18 protein-coding genes and 2 pseudogenes are annotated in these 18,517 nt (G+C 68.6%); 16 read left to right on the top strand and 4 right to left on the bottom strand.

What is annotated here, in order from left to right; all coding sequences use genetic code 11:
* Nucleotides 1-63: 63 nt before the first annotated feature.
* Nucleotides 64-558: a GNAT family N-acetyltransferase gene (locus tag O159_RS08470; protein ID WP_021755371.1), complete on the bottom strand. Its 495-nt coding sequence runs from the start codon at nt 556-558 to the stop codon at nt 64-66.
* Between the two features lie 50 nt (nt 559-608).
* Here O159_RS08470 and dapB point away from each other — a divergent pair, with 50 nt between their 5' ends.
* Together dapB and O159_RS08460 are read left to right on the top strand one after the other, a co-directional pair.
* Nucleotides 609-1,388 carry a 4-hydroxy-tetrahydrodipicolinate reductase gene (gene dapB / locus O159_RS08465; protein WP_043993659.1) on the top strand — a complete coding sequence of 260 codons (780 nt, stop codon included), beginning with the start codon at nt 609-611 and terminating at the stop codon, nt 1,386-1,388.
* A 36-nt stretch (nt 1,389-1,424) separates the two neighbouring features.
* A complete protein-coding gene (locus O159_RS08460) occupies nt 1,425-1,856 on the top strand; it encodes a hypothetical protein (RefSeq protein ID WP_201766261.1) in 432 nt (143 codons plus the stop codon).
* Nucleotides 1,857-1,869: 13 nt separating this feature from the next.
* Here O159_RS08460 and O159_RS08455 read toward each other — a convergent pair whose 3' ends face one another.
* On the bottom strand, nt 1,870-2,769 hold the full coding sequence (locus O159_RS08455; RefSeq protein WP_021755368.1) for a TIGR01777 family oxidoreductase: 900 nt from the start codon (nt 2,767-2,769) through the stop codon (nt 1,870-1,872).
* Nucleotides 2,770-2,789: 20 nt separating this feature from the next.
* Nucleotides 2,790-3,215: an OsmC family peroxiredoxin gene (locus O159_RS08450; RefSeq protein ID WP_021755367.1), complete on the bottom strand. Its 426-nt coding sequence runs from the start codon at nt 3,213-3,215 to the stop codon at nt 2,790-2,792.
* 213 nt (nt 3,216-3,428) lie between these two features.
* Here O159_RS08450 and dapA point away from each other — a divergent pair, with 213 nt between their 5' ends.
* From dapA to dapF, 14 genes and pseudogenes are all read left to right on the top strand, one after another.
* Nucleotides 3,429-4,409 carry a 4-hydroxy-tetrahydrodipicolinate synthase gene (dapA, locus tag O159_RS08445; protein WP_043994182.1) on the top strand — a complete coding sequence of 327 codons (981 nt, stop codon included), beginning with the start codon at nt 3,429-3,431 and terminating at the stop codon, nt 4,407-4,409.
* A 68-nt stretch (nt 4,410-4,477) separates the two neighbouring features.
* Nucleotides 4,478-6,154, top strand: coding sequence for a ribonuclease J (locus tag O159_RS08440; protein ID WP_021755365.1), 1,677 nt, complete (start codon nt 4,478-4,480; stop codon nt 6,152-6,154).
* Nucleotides 6,155-6,479: 325 nt separating this feature from the next.
* A complete protein-coding gene (locus tag O159_RS08435; RefSeq protein ID WP_021755364.1) occupies nt 6,480-9,263 on the top strand; it encodes a DNA translocase FtsK in 2,784 nt (927 codons plus the stop codon).
* Between the two features lie 7 nt (nt 9,264-9,270).
* A complete protein-coding gene (gene pgsA, locus O159_RS08430; protein WP_043993658.1) occupies nt 9,271-9,888 on the top strand; it encodes a CDP-diacylglycerol--glycerol-3-phosphate 3-phosphatidyltransferase in 618 nt (205 codons plus the stop codon).
* Complete coding sequence (locus tag O159_RS08425; RefSeq protein WP_021755362.1) at nt 9,875-10,399, top strand: CinA family protein; 525 nt, start codon at nt 9,875-9,877, stop codon at nt 10,397-10,399. Before pgsA ends, O159_RS08425 begins: the two co-directional genes overlap by 14 nt.
* Nucleotides 10,400-10,545: 146 nt before the next feature.
* Nucleotides 10,546-10,857, top strand: a complete 312-nt coding sequence (locus O159_RS08420; RefSeq protein WP_021755361.1) for a helix-turn-helix domain-containing protein — start codon at nt 10,546-10,548, stop codon at nt 10,855-10,857.
* A gap of 69 nt (nt 10,858-10,926) precedes the next feature.
* On the top strand, nt 10,927-11,151 hold the full coding sequence (locus O159_RS08415) for a DUF3046 domain-containing protein (RefSeq protein ID WP_021755360.1): 225 nt from the start codon (nt 10,927-10,929) through the stop codon (nt 11,149-11,151).
* Between the two features lie 168 nt (nt 11,152-11,319).
* Nucleotides 11,320-12,393, top strand: a complete 1,074-nt coding sequence (gene recA, locus O159_RS08410; RefSeq protein ID WP_021755358.1) for a recombinase RecA — start codon at nt 11,320-11,322, stop codon at nt 12,391-12,393.
* A 193-nt stretch (nt 12,394-12,586) separates the two neighbouring features.
* On the top strand, nt 12,587-13,123 hold the full coding sequence (locus O159_RS15810) for a regulatory protein RecX (protein WP_021755357.1): 537 nt from the start codon (nt 12,587-12,589) through the stop codon (nt 13,121-13,123).
* A 79-nt stretch (nt 13,124-13,202) separates the two neighbouring features.
* Nucleotides 13,203-14,201: pseudogene (locus tag O159_RS08400) on the top strand (IS481 family transposase).
* Nucleotides 14,202-14,221: 20 nt separating this feature from the next.
* Complete coding sequence (locus O159_RS14080; RefSeq protein ID WP_081689852.1) at nt 14,222-14,380, top strand: regulatory protein RecX; 159 nt, start codon at nt 14,222-14,224, stop codon at nt 14,378-14,380.
* Between the two features lie 75 nt (nt 14,381-14,455).
* A complete protein-coding gene (miaB, locus tag O159_RS08395; protein WP_043994179.1) occupies nt 14,456-16,057 on the top strand; it encodes a tRNA (N6-isopentenyl adenosine(37)-C2)-methylthiotransferase MiaB in 1,602 nt (533 codons plus the stop codon).
* Nucleotides 16,054-16,983, top strand: coding sequence for a tRNA (adenosine(37)-N6)-dimethylallyltransferase MiaA (gene miaA / locus O159_RS08390; protein ID WP_043994178.1), 930 nt, complete (start codon nt 16,054-16,056; stop codon nt 16,981-16,983). The genes miaB and miaA overlap by 4 nt, the downstream gene beginning before the upstream one ends.
* 2 nt (nt 16,984-16,985) lie before the next feature.
* Nucleotides 16,986-17,864 (top strand): diaminopimelate epimerase, encoded by an 879-nt coding sequence (gene dapF / locus O159_RS08385; RefSeq protein ID WP_043993656.1) that lies wholly within the window; start codon nt 16,986-16,988, stop codon nt 17,862-17,864.
* A 55-nt stretch (nt 17,865-17,919) separates the two neighbouring features.
* Here dapF and O159_RS08380 read toward each other — a convergent pair.
* A pseudogene (locus tag O159_RS08380) lies at nt 17,920-18,494 on the bottom strand (class I SAM-dependent methyltransferase); the annotation flags it as partial.
* Nucleotides 18,495-18,517: the final 23 nt, after the last annotated feature.

Below are 18,517 nucleotides of genomic sequence, written 5' to 3'. Positions count from 1 at the left end.
CTCCGTTCCGGCGTGTCGCCTGAATAACTGAGGAACCGATGGAGAGGGAGAAGAGAGCGGGGGTCAGGGGAGGGGTTTGCGGAGCCAGTCGGTGGCGTTGGGGTTGTCGTTGTAGGGCCGGACGCTCTGGTAGCCGTGTCGCCGGTAGAGGCCGCCGGCCGCCTCTAGCGACGCGTTCGTGTCGAGCACGACCTCGGTCGCGCCGAAACCGCGTGCCCGGCGCTCCAGCTCGGCGAGGAGAGCGCGCCCGAGCCCACGCCCGCGGTGCGCCGGCTTCACCCAGAGGTGCTTCACTTCGTAGCGGACGACAGCCCGGCCCTCCTCCCCGTCCGCGAGCGGGACGGAGAGGACACGGACGCCGCCGCAGCCGGCCTCCTCGGCTTCGTCGGAGGCTAGCAGGAACACCCCCTTCGGCGCCACGAACTGCCCGGGGTCCGGGAATGTGGTCCGGTAGGCGCCCTGCTCCTGCGGGAAAGTGGCGGCGCGCTCGGCGAAGTAGCCGCTCAGCATTCGGCGAGCGGACGCGTCGGTGACGGAGGCCGCGGCAAAGGAGACCATCGGCCCAGCGTAGCGGGCCGCGGGCGGCGGGCGGCGGGTAGGATGAACGGGTGACTATTCGCGTGGCCGTCGCCGGTGCGACCGGAAAACTGGGCAGTGTGGCCGTGCGGCTGATCGAGCGGGCGCACGATCTGGAGCTCGTGGCGGCGCTCGATTCGCGCTCCCCCCTCGAGGACATGCTCGGGGCGGATGTCCTGGTGGACATGACCCTTCCCCGGGTGAGTCCCGGAATCGTCGCGTTCGCGATCGACAACGGCATGAACGTCCTCGTCGGCACCTCCGGCTGGTCGGCGGACCGCATTCTGGACCTTGAGCGCCGGATGGCCCAGCGCCCGGGCGCGGGAGCCGTCGTCATCCCCAACTTCTCCCTCGGCTCCGCGCTCGGCACTCTGTTCGCAACCGTCGCTGCCCGCTTCTTCGACTCCATCGAGATCGTCGAGGTACACGGAGCGGGCAAGGTGGACTCGCCTTCCGGCACCGCCGTGCGCACCGCGGAGCTCATCGGCGCCGCTCGCGCCCAGCGCGGACCGGTGGACGCGCCGCACACCGACCAGCGCGCCCGCGGCCAGCAGGTCGCGAGCGTCCCCATTCACAGCCTCCGGATGTGCGGTGTGGTCGCCGAGCAGCAGGTGATCTTCGGCGGTCCCGGCGAGACTCTAACCCTCCGCCACGACACCGTGAGCCCCGACGTCTACGAGGCCGGAATCCTGCTCGCCGTCCGCGCGGCCGCGACGGCGACCGGTGTGACCGTCGGCCTCGACAAGCTGATCGATCTGGGCATCGCGGGTCCGGACGGAGAGCTGCCGCGCCCGACCGTCCGAGAAGACTAGGACTCCGCTGTGCGCAACCGCATCGCTGCGCTCGTTATGGCGCTTCTCCTGCTGGTGTACCTCGTGCTCGTGTTCCAGCGCGCCATCCTGCTGCTCGTCAGCGGGAAGAGCATCGGCGTCGCGATGGGCGTCGCCCTGCTGGTGCTGCCGGTCATCGCAGCGTGGGCGATCGGCCGGGAGCTGCTGTTCGGCGCGCGCGCCGAACAGCTCGTCAAACTTATGGCCGCCGAGGGGACCCTGCCCGTCGACGACCTGCCGCACCGCGCGAGCGGCTGGCCGGTGCGGGACGCCGCCGATGCGGAGTTCCCGCAGTACAAGGCGGAGGTCGAGGCGCAGCCGGAGAGCTGGCGAGCCTGGTTCCGTCTCGGGCTCGCTTACGATGCGAGCGGCGACCGTCGCCGGGCCCGGGCGGCGCTGCGGGAGGCGATCGGACTCTGGCGGGCCGAGCAGAAGGCCGCGCGGATCTGAGGGGCGGTCTCCGTCATCTCGCCGCGACGAGTTCTGTCATGGCCTCGGCCACGGTCTCGTCCCGGAACGCGAAGCCGTCCGCCAGCAGCCGCTTGGGGACGACGCGCTGACTGGCGAGCAGCAACTCGCGTCCCGCTTCGCCCAGCGCGGCCTTCACGGCGAACTCCGGCAGCGGAAGCCGGTACGGGCGGTGGACGGCGGCGGCGAGCGCACGGAGCACGGTGCCTGCGGTCGCCGGGGTCGGGCCGACCAGATTGACCGGACCTGTCAGCTCGGAGGTGAGCAGGTGGACCAGAGCGGCCGCCTCGTCGCGCAGGCTCACCCACGGCCAGTTCTGGCCGCCGCCCGCGATAGGTCCGAGGAGGCCGAGTCTCGCCATCGGCAGCAGCGGGGCCATCGCGCCGCCCGGGCCGATCACGACGCCGGTCCGGGCGGTGACCACCCGCGTGCGTTCGGGAGCCAGGTGTGCCGCCGCCTCCCAGGCTTCGACGACATCGGAGAGGAACCCTGTGCCCTTGGCCGACTCTTCGGTCAGCGTCTTTCCCGGCTGGTCGCCGTAGAAACCCACCGCTGAGGCGCTGACGAACACCGCCGGTGGGTTCGCCGCTTGGCGCATCGCGTCGGTCAGGGTCGTGGTCGCGTCCAGCCGGGAGCTCCGGATGCGGCGTTTGTGCGCCGCTGTCCAGGGCAGCCGGTTCAGGGAGGCGCCGGAGAGGTTGACCACGGCGTCGGCGCGGTCCATCAACGCCACGTCGATCATCCGCGTCTCCGGCGACCAGTGGAAGTCGTCCGCCTCTTCCGGCTCGTGCCGGACGAGGCGCAGCACCTCGTGCCCCGCGTCGACGAGCTGCCGTCGCAGTTCACTGCCGATCAGTCCGGACCCTCCGGCGACGAGCACCCGCATTCCGGCCATCCCTTCTTCGGACCCGCCGCTCAGGCCAGGCTGGCGTCGAGCGTGATGGGGATGCCGACGAGAGCCCGGGAGACCGGGCAGCTGCTCTTGGCCTCCTCCGCGATGCGGTGGAAGTCCTCCCCGGAGATGCCGGGCACCGTCGCGACGACCGTGAGGCGGCTGCCGGTGATCCCCTCCGCGGGGTCGAACGTGACCGCAGCGGTGGTCTTCACGCTCTCGGCCGCCGTGCCGAATCCGGCGAGCGCGTGCGAGAGCGCCATCGAGAAGCACGCCGCGTGGGCGGCGCCCAGCAGTTCCTCCGGCGTCGTCGTTTCGGCGCCGCCCTGGGAGCGGGCCTTCCAGTTGACCGAGAGGGAGGCGGCGTTCGAGGAGTCGAGCGTGACGGTGCCCGATCCCTTCATGAGATCGCCGCTCCAGACAGTGGTGGATGTGCTGGTGACGGGCATGTGGCCTCCTGTCCTGACCGTGTCGTTCGCGCACGGTCCGCGACCAGACTACTGGCGGCGTCCGTCGGGTCCGTCCCGCGTTCGGGGGATTCTCGGTTTGGGCGATCGGGAGGCGGAATCGCGCCCCTCCACCGGCCGGCGGGACACGCGGGTTCTCCGCCGATCCACCGGCGAGGCAGCGGCGTGCTCGCCGGACCCGATAGCCTGGACCGCATGGCTCCTCCCTCCGCGAATCCCTTCGGGCAGGTCCTCGTCGCCCTGGTCACGCCCTTCACCGCCGACGGCGAGGTCGACTGGGCCGGCGTGGAGAAGCACATCGACGACGTGATCACCGCCGGGGCGGACGGCATCGTGGTGACGGGGACGACGGGTGAGACCTCGACGCTGACCGACCCGGAGAAACTGCGTCTCGTCGAGGTCGGCAAGTCCGTCTCCTCCGGCCGAGCCAAGATCATCACCGGCGGCGGCTCCAACGAGACCGCGCACGCGATCCAGCTCTACCGCCAGAGCGAGAAGGCCGGAGCCGACGGCGTCATGGTCGTCACGCCGTATTACAACAAGCCGACTCAAGCCGGCATCCTGACCCACTTCCGCATGATCGCGGACTCGACGGACCTTCCGGTCATCCTGTACGATATCCCGGGGCGCACCGGCATCCCCATCACGTACGAGACCATCCTGCGCATCGCCAAGCACCCCAATGTGCTCGCCATCAAAGACGCGAAGGGCGACTTCAGCGAGGTCAGCCACGTGCTCAACCAGACCGACCTGATGTACTTCTCCGGCGACGATGCCAACGTGCTCCCGCAGCTCGCGATCGGCGCGACCGGTCTCATCGGCGTCACAGCGAACATCGCCACGACGCCGTACCGCCAGATCGTGGACGCGATCAACGCGGGCGACCTCGCCACTGCCACGGCTGCGCACCAGAAGCTCGAGCCCCTGGTCCGCGCCGTGATGACCCACGTCCCCGGCACCGTCGCGGCCAAGTACATCCTGCACGGCCTCGGCCGCATCTCCAGCCCCCGCGTACGCCTGCCGCTGGTGGGCCCGGAGGAGTGGGAGGCCGCGCAGATCGAAGACGAGCTCGACCTCCTGAAAGACATCCCCGGCGTCGACTTCTCGAACTTCCGGCCCGACCGCAACGCAGCCGCGGGCGGAGCGCTGCCGAAGGTCGCCGGGACCACACGGTAGTAAAGCCGCTCGGAGCGGCACAGCAATCCCGGGTACACGCCCGGACAACTTTCGTATTGGAGGGGCAGATGCCCACTTTCGTGACCGAACCTCCCGCTCTGGAACCGGGAACGCTTCGGATCGTCCCCACGGGCGGCCTCGGTGAGATCGGCCGGAACATGACCGTCTTCGAGTATGAGGGCAAACTCCTCATCGTCGACTGCGGCGTTCTGTTCCCCGAGCCGGATCAGCCCGGCGTCGACCTCATCCTGCCGGACTTCGCGCCGGTCCGCGATCGGCTGGACGACGTGCTCGGCGTCGTGCTGACGCACGGCCACGAAGACCACATCGGAGCCGTGCCCTATCTGCTGAAGCTCCGGGCGGACATCCCGCTCATCGGCTCCGGCCTGACCCTCGCGCTGGTGGAGGCGAAGCTCAAGGAACACCGCATCAAGCCCTACACGCTCACCGTGGCCGAGGGCCAGCACGAGCAGCTGGGGCCGTTCGACCTCGAGTTCGTCGCGGTCAACCACTCCATCCCGGACGCGCTCGCCGTGGCCATCACCACCCCGGCCGGTACCGTGCTGCACACGGGCGACTTCAAGATGGATCAGCTGCCGCTGGACGACCGTATCACCGACCTGCGCGCTTTCGCGCGCCTGGGCGAGCGCGGCGTCGACCTCTTCCTGGTCGACTCGACCAATGCCGATGTCCCGGGGTTCACTCCGCTGGAGCGCTCGATCGGCCCGGTGCTCGACGCCGTCATCGCGCGCGCTCCGCGCCGGGTGATCGTCGCGAGCTTCTCAAGCCATGTCCACCGGGTGCAGCAGGTCCTGTACGCCGCTGCTGCGAACGGTCGCCGCGTTGCCCTGCTGGGCCGCTCGATGGTCCGCAACATGACCATCGCCTCCGAACTCGGCTACCTCCAGGTGCCGGAGGGCGTGCTGATCGACTACAAGAAGGCCGCAGACCTGCCGGACGACAAGATCGTCTACATGTCCACCGGTTCCCAGGGCGAACCGATGGCCGTTCTCGCCCGGATGGCCAACCTCGACCACCAGATCGAGGTGGGTCAGGGCGACACGGTCGTCCTCGCTTCCAGCCTCATCCCCGGCAACGAGAACGCCGTTTACCGCGTCATCGACGGGCTCACGAAGCTCGGCGCCACTGTCGTTCACAAAGGCAACGCGAAAGTGCATGTTTCCGGCCACGCGGCTGCGGGCGAGCTGCTCTACTGCTTCAATATCCTGAAGCCCAAGAACGTCATGCCCGTACACGGCGAGTATCGCCACCTGGTCGCGAACGCCCGGCTCGCGACGGACACCGGCGTCCCGGAGGAGAATACCATCCTCGCGGAGGACGGTTCGGTGGTCGATCTGCGCGACGGCGTCGCCCGCGTGGTGGGCCAGCTCGACCTCGGCTTCGTCTACGTGGACGGCTCGAGCGTCGGCGAGATCACCGACGCCGACCTCAAGGACCGCCGCATCCTCGGCGAGGAGGGGTTCATCTCGATCATCGTGGTCGTGGAGGCCGGCAGCGGAAGGATCGTCACCGGCCCTGAGATCCACGCCCGGGGCTTCGCGGAGGACGACATCGTCTTCGACGTCGTCAAGCCGAAGATCGCGGCGGCACTCGCCGAAGCGGCGCAGAACGGAGTCCGTGACTCCCGCGCCCTGTCGCAGATCGTCCGGCGCACCGTCGGCCGCTGGGTCAACACCAGCTACCGCCGCCGGCCGATGATCGTGCCCCTCGTGATCGAGGCGTGAGAACACGCCTGTAGCGCAATGCAGTGTGCTCCAGGCATCGCCGGCTCACGCCAGGGACGGTCGAGGCGGTGAACGGGCCGTTGCGGGCGAGGTCTCCGCACTCCCGCGGACCCGCCAGCATCCCCGAGGACCGCTGGCCCGGGCCCCATCGCAGAGGGGATGCGGCTCGGCGATATCGGCTGCCGCCGAAGACGCGCACGATGCCGCGGCCGCCACGATCCTCCACCCTGTCCGCTCTTCCTCCATAGCACATCGCCTGTCGTGGATTTTCCCCGATCCAGGCGCGGGAACTCCGCGAAGACGGGGGTGCGAGTAGCGTTGCAGCATGGCTACGAGCACCAAATCGACATCGCGATCCCGGAACTCCCGGCGCGATGGCTCGAGCGCGCGCAAGCCGGCCGCGAAGGCCGCTGCTCAGAAGACGGTCGCCTACCCGGCCGCAGCGGACGCGTCGAGCCCCCTGGCCCGCGCCTGGATGGGGATGGCGCACCTCACCGGCGCCGCGTTCCGCGCCCTCGGCCCCGAGAAGCTGGCCAAGGAAGAGCGCCGTGACGGCTTCCCCTTCTTCCTCGTGCTGCTGGCGGTGGCCGGCGCCGTCGTCGAGTGGTTCCTCATCAACGATCAGGTCGCGCGCGCGCTCGACGCGTGGACGTTCGGCGGTCTCGTCGGCCGGGTCGCGTTCGCGCTCCCCGTCGTCATGGTGCTCTTCGCGTTCTGGTTGTTTCGGCATCCCGCGTCTGTCCACGACAACACCCGCATCGGGATCGGTCTCGGCCTGCTGCTGCTGATGGTGTCCGGGCTGTGCCACCTGTTCAGCCCCCATCCGTCCCCGAGCCAGGGGATGCCGGCGCTCGCGCAGGCCGGCGGTGTTCTGGGGTGGCTCATCGCCGCACCGCTGTACCTGCTGCTCACGCCGTATGGTGCGGCAGCGGTGATCGTCCTGCTCCTTGTTCTCAGCCTCTTCATCATCACGAAGACGCCGCCGAACAAGCTGCCCGCACGTGTCCGCGAGCTCTACTCGTACCTTTTCGGTGCGCAACTGGCGACCGAGGAGGAGCGCCAGGAAGCCAAAGAGCAGAAGACCCGGCAGATCGAACTCGACGGCATGGACGGCGACGAAGACACCTCTCCGGAGACCAACCTCCCCTGGTGGCGGCGCAACAAGTCCCAGCGCGAAGAAGACCCCGACTACGAGCGGCCGGCCGATCTGGCCGAGGTGTTCGGCGAGCCGGTGCGCGGCAAGGGCGAGTTCGCCACAGCGCTCGAGCCCGACCCTGCGAGCGACCATTACAACACTGAGGTGCTGAGCGAGCTGACGAACGCGGAGGACGCGATCGCGCGCTTCACCGGCGAGGAGCCGCCGACCGCAGCGGCCGGTGCCGAAGGCATGGGGGCCGGCAGCGCGCCGGCGGTGCTTCCGGGATTCCAGGCCGGCGCCGACGGCTACGATGAGTCGGCCGCTCTCGCCGCGGACACGGGACCGGCCGCGCCCTACAGCCTGCCGGCGGCGTCCATGCTCTCCGCGGGGACGCCCGCCAAAGTCCGTTCCACCGCGAACGAGGAGATCGTCGCGGCGATCACCGAGGTGCTCACGCAGTTCGGAGTGGACGCGAAGGTGACCGGCTACTCGCGCGGTCCGACCGTCACGCAGTATGAGATCGAGCTCGGTCCGGGGGTGAAGGTCGAGCGGGTCACCGCGCTCAGCAAGAACCTTTCTTACGCCGTCGCGAGCAACGAGGTCCGCATCCTCTCGCCCATCCCGGGCAAAAGCGCCATCGGTGTCGAGATCCCGAACAGCGACCGGGAGATCGTGTCCCTCGGCGACGTGCTCCGCTCGCCCGCGGCGACGAAGAGTACGCACCCCATGACGATCGGGGTCGGCAAGGATGTCGGCGGCGGTTTCGTCGTCGCGAACCTGGCCAAGATGCCACACCTGCTCGTGGCCGGCTCGACCGGCTCCGGCAAGTCCAGTTTCGTGAACTCGATGATCACGAGTCTGCTGATGCGTGCGAAGCCCTCCGATGTCCGCATGGTGCTGATCGACCCGAAGCGCGTCGAGCTGACGATCTACGGCGGCGTGCCCCATCTCATCACACCCATCATCACGAACCCCAAGAAAGCGGCCGAAGCGCTGCAATGGGTCGTCAAAGAGATGGACATGCGCTACGACGACCTGGCCAGTTTCGGTTTCCGCCACATCGACGACTTCAACAAAGCGGTCGTGAACAACGAGATCGTGCTGCCCGAGGGGAGCGAGCGGAAGCTCAAGCCCTACCCCTACCTGCTCGTGGTCGTGGACGAACTGGCGGACCTGATGATGGTCGCTCCCCGCGATGTCGAGGACTCGATCGTGCGCATCACCCAGCTGGCGCGGGCGTCCGGCATCCATCTGGTGCTCGCGACGCAGCGGCCCTCCGTGGATGTCGTGACCGGCCTGATCAAAGCCAATGTCCCCTCCCGGCTCGCTTTCGCCGTGACGAGCGTCACCGACTCGCGCGTCATCCTGGATCAGCCCGGTGCCGACAAGCTGATCGGCCAGGGCGATGGGCTGTTCCTGCCGATGGGGGCATCCAAAGCGCTCCGGGTGCAGGGCGCCTGGGTCAACGAGGACGAGATCCAGAAGGTGGTCACCCATGTCACCCGTCAGGCTCGCCCGGAGTACCGCCAGGATGTGACCGCCGGGGCCGAGAAGAAGCAGATCGACGCGGACATCGGCGACGATCTCGAACTGCTGCTCGCGGCGGCGGAGCTGGTGGTGTCGTCGCAGTTCGGCTCGACCTCCATGCTCCAGCGGAAGTTGCGCGTCGGCTTCGCCAAAGCCGGCCGTCTCATGGATCTCCTGGAGTCCCGCGAGATCGTCGGCCCGTCCGAGGGGTCGAAGGCGCGCGATGTGCTCGTCACCCCCGAACAGCTGCCGCAGGTCCTCGCGCGATTGCGCGGCGGGGAGCCGCTGGGTCCGGGTGGTGGAAGCGGAACGTCCGCCCCCGCGCTAGCGAACGAGGGCGAGGATCGCTACGATGCCGATCCGGTCGCGGCCATGACCGAAGGCTACCCGGAAGTGGACGGCGGTTCGGGCGAGGACGCCTGGCAGCTGACCGGCAGAGAGTGAGACCGTGATGTCGGTTCCGGACACGCCATCGGCCGCAGCGGGAGACACGAGACGGGTGAGCAATTGGAACCTGCCCAATGTCCTCACGATCGTCCGCATCCTGCTCGCGCCTCTTTTCGTGTGGATGTTGCTCGCGGACGCCGGCCGCGATGGCCCGCTCCGCTGGGCCGCTGCCGTTCTGTTCGTGATCGCGATCGCGACGGACGGAGTCGACGGAGCGATCGCGCGCCGCAACAACCTGGTCACCGATCTCGGAAAACTGCTCGACCCGATCGCGGACAAAGTGCTCACCGGCGGCGCACTCATCGCGCTGTCCGTCCTGGGGGAGCTGCCATGGTGGGTCACCATCGTGATCCTCCTCCGGGAGATCGGCATCACGGTCTACCGGTTCGTCGTGATCCGGCAGGGTGTGATCGCGGCCTCGCGCGGCGGCAAGATTAAGACCATCGTGCAGTCCGTCGCCATCTCGTCCGCCCTCTTCCCGCTCTGGACCGTGTTCGGGGACGGGATGTTCTGGGTCAACGGCATGCTGATGACCGCTGCGGTCATCCTGACCGTCGTCACGGGATTCGACTATCTCTGGCAGGCCTATCGCGGGCGGGTGGAGAAGCGTGCCGCAGCCTGACGGCGTTCCCGAGCGGACGACGGCGGTGGTCCGCACCCTCCTGGAACGCGGGCTGACGGTCGCGGTGGCGGAGTCGCTGACCGGTGGGGGAGTGACGTTCGAGCTCACCCGGGTGCCCGGCGCGTCCGCGGCTGTGATCGGAGGCGTCGTCGTGTACGCGACCGCGCTGAAGCACACGCTCCTCGGCGTCGACGCTGATCTCCTTGCGGCCGAAGGGCCGGTGCATCCCGACGTGGCCCGGCAGCTTGCGGCCGGGGTTCGCGAGCGTCTCGCCGTCGACGGCCGGCCCGCCGACCTCGGCGTCGCGACGACCGGAGTGGCCGGTCCGGACCCTCAGGGAGGCCGAGCGGTGGGAACGGTGTTCGTGGGCGTCTCGACCGTCCGGGGCACGCGCGCGGTGGAGCTGATGCTCGACGCAGATCGCGCCGGGGTCCGCGCACAGACGGTCTCCCGTGTCATCGAGGAACTCGCTGCGGAACTCGGCATTCAGCCCGGCGGCGCCCCTGTCTGACGGGGGAATACCCACTGTTTCGGTCTCGTTACACCCCTGTGCATTCACAACAAAAGCCCAGTCGTCGCCGATATCGTGAGTGTCGCGGATGCGGTATCGTGAGCATCCATCGATTCGCCGGCAGGGTATGAAGAAGGAGGCTCCGAATGATTCTTGTACGTCAGGAAATCGGCGACGTGCTCAGGGACTTCCGCCTGCAGAAAGGCCGCACCCTTCGCCAGGTCGCCAGCAGGGCGAGTGTCGCCCTCGGCTACCTCAGCGAGGTCGAGCGCGGCCAGAAAGAAGCTTCGAGCGAGATCCTCGCTTCTGTCGCCGACGCGCTGGAGACTCCGGTGTCGGTCATCATGCGCGAGGTCGGAGATCGCATCGCGGTCCTCGAGGGCCTCGAACCGGTCATCCCCGACACGGTCCCGGACGAGTTCGTCTCCGCTCTGGACGCGAACCTCGTCGTACGCTGATCGCGAGAGCAGAGCTGAACGCCCCGCCGCGTGCGGGGCGTTCTTCTGTGTTGGCGGGAGAATGGACGCATGAAGCTCAGCGAGTTCCAGCGCGCCGTGGCGGACGAGTTCGGCTCGACCTACGGTGAGGCCCTGCTGACCGATCTCGTGCTCGGCGAAGTGGGCGGACGCACGGCCGGCGAGGCGATCGCGGCGGGCGTCGCGCCGCGCGATGTGTGGATGGCCCTGTGCCGCGAAACGGGCGTCCCTCCGTCGCGCTGGCACGGCGCGGGGAAGCCGGCGCCGAAGCGCTGAACGCGACACGCCGGAGGAGATCTCTCGAAGGTATGTTCGGAACTGATTAGAATTCCTCACAGGCGGCTATCGAAAACGAGTTGTCCACAGAATGAGGTCCGCGCTCCGCGTGTCGGACGTCCCCCGTACAGTCGAACTCGTCAGCGAAGTCCAGAAGGAGAACCGCACATGCCATCACCCGCAGACCGCGAGAAGGCGCTCGAGACCGCGCTCGCGCAGATCGACCGTCAGTTCGGAAAAGGCTCGGTCATGCGACTGGGCAGCGACGAGCGCGCTCCCGTCGAGGTCGTCCCGACCGGGTCGATCGCTCTGGACGTGGCGCTCGGCATCGGCGGTCTTCCGCGCGGCCGCATCGTCGAGATCTATGGCCCGGAGTCGTCGGGTAAGACCACCCTGACCCTGCACGCGATCGCCAACGCGCAACGCGCGGGTGGCATCGCGGCCTTCATCGACGCGGAGCATGCGCTCGACCCGGACTACGCCCGCAAGCTTGGCGTCGACATCGACGCGCTGCTGGTCTCCCAGCCAGACGCCGGTGAGCAAGCGCTGGAGATCGCGGACATGCTGGTGCGTTCCGGCTCGATCGACCTGATCGTCATCGACTCCGTCGCCGCGCTCGTCCCCCGTGCCGAGATCGAGGGCGAGATGGGCGACGCGCATGTCGGTCTGCAGGCCCGTCTCATGTCGCAGGCGCTCCGTAAGCTCACCGGTGCGCTCAGCCAGACGAACACCACGATGATCTTCATCAACCAGCTCCGCGAGAAAGTGGGAGTGTTCTTCGGCAGCCCGGAGACCACAGCCGGTGGAAAGGCGCTCAAGTTCTACGCCTCGGTCCGGCTCGACATCCGCCGCATCGAGACTCTCAAAGACGGCACCGACGCGGTCGGCAACCGCACCCGCGTCAAGGTCGTCAAGAACAAGATGGCACCGCCCTTCAAACAGGCGGAATTCGACATCCTCTACGGTGTCGGCATCTCCCGCGAGGGCAGCCTCCTCGATTTCGGCGTGGACCACGGGCTCGTCAAGAAGTCCGGCGCCTGGTACACCTACGAGGGCGACCAGCTGGGCCAGGGCAAGGAGAACTCGCGCAACTTCCTCATCGCCAACCCGGACATCGCCGCGGAGATCGAGAACAAGATCAAGATCAAGCTCGGTATCGTGGCCGATCCGAACGCCGCCACCGAACCGACCGCTGCGGCCGGCTCTCTGGAAGAGAAGCTGCCGGCCCGCAAGGGAGCCTGAGCCCTCGGGCGACCGATACGAGGAGGTCATCATGGTCGTGAGGTTTCCATCGCAGTCCGACCAGGGCGAGCCGGAGCCGGGCGTTGAACGCCTCCCCGCAGTGACCCCTTTGCGCAGGAGGCCGGGGTCGCCGCGGAACAGGCCATCCTCGCGGGCGTCGGAACCGTCGAGCCTCGCCCCCGATGAGCCTGAAGTGACGCGATCTGTCGGGCAGGGCGGGAACGTCGCTGTGCCGCGAACCGTTCGCCCGGTGGCCGAGTTGCCTCGGGCGCAGGGCGTTTCGACGCAGGCTGTTCCGGCGCAGGGCGGCGCGCTGCGGAACGACACCGGGGCGGAGGAGCCACCCGTGGCGGCTCCGGCTCGCGAGGACGTCTCCGGCGAACAGGACGAACGGCTCGGCCGCGCGGTGACGGGACTCACGATCCGGCAGCTGGCCCGGCGGGGGATGTCGCGATGGGAACTGGAACAGCTGCTCACCACGCGCGAGATCGCGTCCGAGGTCTACGGCCCGGAGCTGGACCGGCTCGAGGCGATGGGGGTGATCGACGACGCATCGCTCGCAGCGACGCTCGCCTTCGCTCAGCACAGCCGGAAAGGTCGCGGGAAGTCGGCTATCGAGCAGGACCTCAAGCGGCGGCATATCGACCCGGAGCTGATCGAGCTGGCCCTCGGCGACATCGCCGATGAGGACGAGTTGATGTGCTGCTCAGGGACGTTGGTTGAGGTGTGACGCGATAGATGGGTGAGGACCTCCCGGTCGAGAGTGGGGCTGTCTAGTTTCCCTGCACTCGATGACTTAGGAGGTCCTCGTGACCCACGCTAATGCTGCTTTGACTCCTCGCGAATGCCTCCGCCTGGCCCGCCAAGTCGTCGACGACGGCTGGTCCGTTGCTGCGGCGGCGACCTACTTCCGAGTGTCCTGACGCACCGCGGACCGATGGGCTCGTCGTTACGTGGAGATGGGCGAGGCGGGAATGCTGGACCGTTCGTCACGGCCGCATCACAGCCCGAACAAGACCCCGCGAAGACTGGTCCGCAAGGTCGTGCATCTGCGGTGGAAGAAGCGGCTGGGACCAGTCGGTATCGGCGCCCAGCTCGGCATGCCCGCCTCGACCGTTCACACGGTCCTCTCCCGGTGCCGGATCAATCGGCCCAGCCACGTCGACGTCCGCACCGGCGAACCCGCCCGCCGCTACGAGCACGAGCATCCCGGATCGATGATCCACGTCGACATCAAGAAACTCGGCAACATCCCCGACGGTGGCGGCTGGCGCTACGTCGGACGTCTCCAGGGAGAGCGGAACAAGGCCATCACCGCGAAGCGGACCGGGAAACACGGGATCACCGGCGACATGATCACCGGCACAGCGTTCGTTCATACCGTCATCGACGATCACTCCCGTGTCGCTTACGCCGAGATCCACGACGACGAAACCGCCGCCACTGCAATCGCTGTTCTGCGTCGAGCGGTCGGCTGGTTCGCCAGCCGTGGCGTCACCGTCGAACAGGTGCTCTCCGACAACGGCTCCGCATACCGCTCATACGCCTGGCGCGACGCTTGCGCCGAGCTCAGCATCCAACCGAAACGCACCCGGCCCTACCATCCGCAGACGAACGGCAAGATCGAACGCTTCCACCGCACCCTCGCCGACGGCTGGGCATACGCCCGGCACTACAACTCCGAATCAGCCCGCCGCAACGCACTCCCGGCCTGGCTGCACTCCTACAATCACCACAGGCCCCACACCGCCATCGGCAGCCAGCCACCCATCAGCAGATTGACCAACGTCCCTGAGAAACACACCTAGAGCGCGCCACCGAACTCGCGGTGAAGCGCATCGGGCAGCTGTCCTCCTACGACGACGAGACGGTGCGACGGCGCTTGCACGGGTTCCTCGCGCGGAAAGGGTATGACTCCGGGACGGCACGGCAGGCGATGGATGCGGCATTCGCGAGCCGCACGCATCGCGGGGTGCGATTCCAGTAGCCGGGCGCGGCTTCCGGGTGCGGCCGTGAGCGCGGGTGCGGCGGTGTCGGTGGCGAACGTAGACTTGTGCGCATCATGAGCATCATCGATCACCACAGCGTCATCCCGCGGTCTGAGGCCGCGGTCGGGGAAGACAGCCGGGCGCGCACCTACGAGGTGCGCACGTTCGGCTGCCAGATGAACATTCACGATTCCGAGCGGCTCAGCGGGTCGCTGGAGGCGGCGGGCTATGTCCCCGCGAACGGAGAAGAAGCCGACATCGTCGTCATCAACACCTGTGCCGTGCGCGAGAATGCGGACAACAAGCTGTACGGGAACCTGGGGCACCTCGCCAGTGTGAAGCGGCGGCACGCGGGTATGCAGATCGCGGTCGGCGGCTGCCTCGCCCAGAAGGACAAGAACGTCATCCTGGAGAAGGCTCCCTGGGTTGATGTGGTGTTCGGCACGCACAACATGGGCGCGCTGCCCCGTCTGCTCGAACGCGCCCGGCACAACGACGCCGCCGAGATCGAGATCCTGGAAGCGCTGGAGACTTTCCCCTCCACGCTTCCCACGAAACGGGACTCGTCCTTCTCGGGCTGGGTGTCCATCTCCGTCGGCTGCAACAACACCTGCACGTTCTGCATTGTGCCCGCGCTGCGCGGCAAGGAGAAAGACCGGCGCCCGGGTGACATCCTGGCGGAGGTCCAGGCTCTTGTGGACGACGGGGCGATCGAGGTCACACTGCTCGGGCAGAACGTCAACTCCTACGGAGTGGAATTCGGCGACCGGCAGGCGTTCAGCAAGCTGCTCCGGGCCGCCGGGCAGATCGAGAGGCTGGAACGGATCCGGTTCACGAGTCCGCATCCGGCGGCATTCACGGAGGATGTGATCGACGCGATGGCGGAGACGCCGAATGTGATGCCCCAGCTGCACATGCCGTTGCAGTCCGGGTCGGACCGCATCCTCCGTTCCATGCGGCGCTCGTACCGGTCGGAGAAATTTCTCGGCATCCTGGACCGCGTGCGCGCGAAGCTGCCCGGCGCCGCGATCAGCACTGACATCATCGTGGGCTTCCCCGGCGAGACCGAGGAAGACTTTCTTCAGACGCTGCGCGTCGTGGAGGCGGCCCGGTTCGCGTCTGCGTTCACGTTCCAGTACTCGATCCGTCCGGGCACGCCCGCGGCCACGATGGCCGGGCAGGTGCCCAAAGAGGTCGTTCAGGAGCGCTACGATCGCCTGATCGCCCTGCAGGAGCGCATCTCCCTGGAAGAGAACGAGAAACTCGTCGGGCGCGATGTCGAACTGCTCGTCGCCACTGGCGAGGGGCGCAAGGACGCCGACACGAGGCGTCTCTCCGGGCGCGCCCGTGACAGCCGGCTCGTCCACTTCGAGCTTCCCGCTGGCTCCGAGGTCCCGCGGCCGGGGGATGTGGCGCTGGTCCGCGTCACGCAGGCTGCGCCGCACTACCTCATCGCCGATGCGGCGGGCGGACCGTTGCGGGTCCGTCGCACGCGAGCCGGTGACGCGTGGGATCGGGCCGAGGCCGAGTCCTGCGCGGTCCCGAGCCCCAGCGTCGGCGCGGACGCGGTAGGCCGGGTCTCGCTCGGGCTGCCCACGCTGCGCACGCGGGAACCGCTCACCTCGCCCGGAGTCGGGACGATGCCGCTCTACGACCCCACGGACGGGCAGCGCTGAGCGCCGAAGACGGCCTTCCGCCGCTCGTCGCGATCGTCGGCCCCACGGGTACCGGAAAGACGGAGCTGTCGCTGAACCTCGCCGAGGCCCTCCGCGCCCGGGGCCGTGCCGCCGAGATCGTCAATGCCGATGCGATGCAGTTGTATCGCGGGATGGACATCGGCACGGCCAAGCTGCCGCCGTGGGAGTGGCGCGGCCTCCCGCACCACCTGTTCGATGTGCTCGACGTCACCGACGAGGCGGCGGTCGCGCGCTACCAGCCGGAAGCGCGACGGATCGTGCAGGAGATCCGAGAGCGCGGATCGACGCCGATCCTGGTCGGCGGTTCGGGGCTGTACGTCTCGAGCGTGGTGTTCGATTTCCGCTTCCCGGGCACCGACACGGCGCTGCGGGCGCGGCTGGAGGCCGAATTGGCGGCGAACGGCCCGGGGACGCTGTTCCAGCGTCTCCTGGTCCGCGCCCCGGAAACGGCGAAGCGCATCGGCTCGAGCAACGGGCGGCGGATCGTGCGCGCCCTGGAAGTCGCCGAGCTCACGGGAGCCGCCGTGAGCGGCGCCCTGCCGGAGGAGCCGAAGCCCTGGGTCCCGGTGCGCGTCCTGGGGCTCGCCGCACCGCGGGAGCAGCTCGTGCAGCGTCTGGACGCCCGCGTCGAGCGGATGTGGGCGGACGGCCTGCTCGCCGAGGTCGAGGGATTGATCCCGCTCGGCATCGAGCGCGGCGTCACCGCGCGGCGGGCGATCGGCTACGCTCAGGCGCTGGCCGAGCTGTCGGGCGAGCTGACGCGCTCCGAGGCCCAGGCGCAGACGCAGCGGCTGACGCGCCGCTACGCCCGGCGGCAGCTCAGCTGGTTCAAGCGCTACCCGGGCATCCACTGGCTGGATCACGACGACCCGCAGCTGGTCGTCGCGGCGCTCGCTAGGCTGTGAGGATGGCGACGCTCCATTTCACCAAGGGTCAGGGGACCGGGAACGACTTCGTGCTGTACTCGGACCCGGACGGCACCTTGCCGCTCTCGGCCGCGCAGATCGCGGAGATCTGCGATCGGCATTTCGGCGTCGGCGCCGACGGTGTGATCCGCGCCGTCCGCTCCAAGCGCCTGCCCGAGGGGGCGGAGGCGCTGGCGGACGACGAGGCGGCCGAGTGGTTCATGGACTACTACAACGCCGACGGTTCGGCGGCCGAGATGTGTGGGAACGGTATCCGGGTGTACGTCCGCTACCTGATCGAGTCGAGGCTGGCGCAGCTCGCGGACGGCGACACGCTCCCGATCGGGACCCGCAGCGGCGTGCGCGATGTGCAGCGCACCCTCAGCGGCTTCCAGGTGGACCTCGGCCGGTGGCGGCTGGCCGGCGGCGAGCCGCTGGTGCGGGCCAAAGAGCTCCCGGTCGCGCGTCCGGGTCTCGGGATCGACCTGGGGAACCCGCACGTCGTCGTCGCCCTGGCCGATGAGTCCGAACTGGAGTCGGCCGACCTCACGTACATCCCGCACCTGGAGCCGGCGCCGCAGGACGGCGCGAACGTCGAGTTCGTGGTGCCTCACGAGCCGCTGGTGAGAGACGGTGTCGGCCGCATCCGGATGCGAGTCCACGAGCGCGGCAGCGGTGAGACGCTCTCCTGCGGCACGGGAGCCGCGGCCGCAGCCCTCGCGGTGCGCTATTGGGCCGGCGCGAACGCCCCCGATCAGTGGCGGGTCGATGTGCCCGGCGGCACCGTCGGCGTGCGCATGTTCCCGACCGAGGACGGCGAGCACGTCGCCCTCTCCGGTCCCGCCGAACTCGTCTACACCGGCACTCTCGAGCTCGCCTGACCCTCCCGGGACGGCGCGGTGCGGGGTCAGGACGGGCGACGGGCGCGGAGCACCCGTACCCCTTGGAGATGGCCGCGCGGGAGGTGGTGAGTTCGGGCAGTGCCCCCTCGATCCAGCGATGCAGGGAGTCGCTGCCGAGGTTGCGCTGCACGACCAGCCAGGCGTTCGATCCGGGTTCGAGGCAGGGGAGCCACCGCTTCAGGATGGTGTGGAGTTCGTTCTTGCCCACCCGGATGGGCGGATTCGACCAGATCGTCGTGAATTCGAGGCCGTCGGGAACACCATCGGGGGTTACGGGGTTAACATTCTTTAGACCGAGCTTCTCTGCATTCCGGCGCACCACATCCAGGGCTCGGGTGTTGACGTCGACCGCCCAGACGGTCGCATGAGGGGATTCGAGAGCCAGTGTGAGAGCGAGGGGCCCCAGCCGAGGTCGAGGAACTGACCGCTGGGCGGGGCAGGGGGGACGTGGTCGAGGAGCACTCGGGTACCCGTGTCGATGCGCTCGGGGCTGAAGATCCCGCTGGCCGTCACCAATTCGTACGTCTGGCCCGCCAGGCGCGCCGTGAACGGCCGCAGATTCGTTTCGCTCCCGGGCGCCGGGGAAAAGTAGTGATCTCCGGAAGCCATAAGAGGACCGTACAGGACGACAG

It is taken from the genome of Leifsonia xyli subsp. cynodontis DSM 46306 (assembly GCF_000470775.1).
Classification (GTDB): Bacteria; Actinomycetota; Actinomycetes; order Actinomycetales; family Microbacteriaceae; genus Leifsonia; species Leifsonia cynodontis.
This window is presented reverse-complemented; position numbering and strand designations above follow the sequence as displayed.

Bases quoted from the DNA above. Each gene is read 5' to 3' on its own strand.
- O159_RS08420 (WP_021755361.1), top strand. From the start codon at position 10,546: ATGATTCTTGTACGTCAGGAAATCGGCGACGTGCTCAGGGACTTCCGC.
- miaB (WP_043994179.1), top strand. From the start codon at position 14,456: ATGAGCATCATCGATCACCACAGCGTCATCCCGCGGTCTGAGGCCGCG.
- O159_RS08460 (WP_201766261.1), top strand. From the start codon at position 1,425: ATGGCGCTTCTCCTGCTGGTGTACCTCGTGCTCGTGTTCCAGCGCGCC.
- O159_RS08440 (WP_021755365.1), top strand. From the start codon at position 4,478: ATGCCCACTTTCGTGACCGAACCTCCCGCTCTGGAACCGGGAACGCTT.
- dapF (WP_043993656.1), top strand. From the start codon at position 16,986: ATGGCGACGCTCCATTTCACCAAGGGTCAGGGGACCGGGAACGACTTC.
- O159_RS08470 (WP_021755371.1), bottom strand. From the start codon at position 558: ATGGTCTCCTTTGCCGCGGCCTCCGTCACCGACGCGTCCGCTCGCCGA.
- O159_RS08455 (WP_021755368.1), bottom strand. From the start codon at position 2,769: ATGGCCGGAATGCGGGTGCTCGTCGCCGGAGGGTCCGGACTGATCGGC.
- O159_RS08450 (WP_021755367.1), bottom strand. From the start codon at position 3,215: ATGCCCGTCACCAGCACATCCACCACTGTCTGGAGCGGCGATCTCATG.
- recA (WP_021755358.1), top strand. From the start codon at position 11,320: ATGCCATCACCCGCAGACCGCGAGAAGGCGCTCGAGACCGCGCTCGCG.
- pgsA (WP_043993658.1), top strand. From the start codon at position 9,271: ATGTCGGTTCCGGACACGCCATCGGCCGCAGCGGGAGACACGAGACGG.
- O159_RS08435 (WP_021755364.1), top strand. From the start codon at position 6,480: ATGGCTACGAGCACCAAATCGACATCGCGATCCCGGAACTCCCGGCGC.
- O159_RS08415 (WP_021755360.1), top strand. From the start codon at position 10,927: ATGAAGCTCAGCGAGTTCCAGCGCGCCGTGGCGGACGAGTTCGGCTCG.
- dapA (WP_043994182.1), top strand. From the start codon at position 3,429: ATGGCTCCTCCCTCCGCGAATCCCTTCGGGCAGGTCCTCGTCGCCCTG.